Genomic DNA, 219 nt, shown 5'->3' on the forward strand with positions numbered 1-219 from the left:
GTAAGTGCCGTCGGTGTGCAGCTCCAGGGTGCCGTAGGTGCCGCTGAAGGTACCGGCAGTGACGGGGCCGGTGGGTACGCGGTCGGCGCCTTGTACGTCGTTGGTCAGCACGTTGCCGGTCAGGATCAGATTGGTTTCCGACGCGGTGTTGGCGTTGCTGTCGTTCACCGCTTTGGGCAGGTCGTCGATCACGTTCACATCGAGGGTCGCATTGGCAGT

At 63.0% G+C, this 219-nt stretch carries 1 protein-coding gene; it reads right to left on the bottom strand.

The window, feature by feature from the left end:
• On the bottom strand, positions 1-219 hold a 219-nt coding region (locus OC71_RS26735), incomplete at both ends, for an Ig-like domain-containing protein (RefSeq protein WP_041075065.1).

The organism is Pseudomonas sp. W15Feb9B (assembly GCF_000828175.1).
Classification (GTDB): Bacteria; Pseudomonadota; Gammaproteobacteria; order Pseudomonadales; family Pseudomonadaceae; genus Aquipseudomonas; species Aquipseudomonas parakoreensis.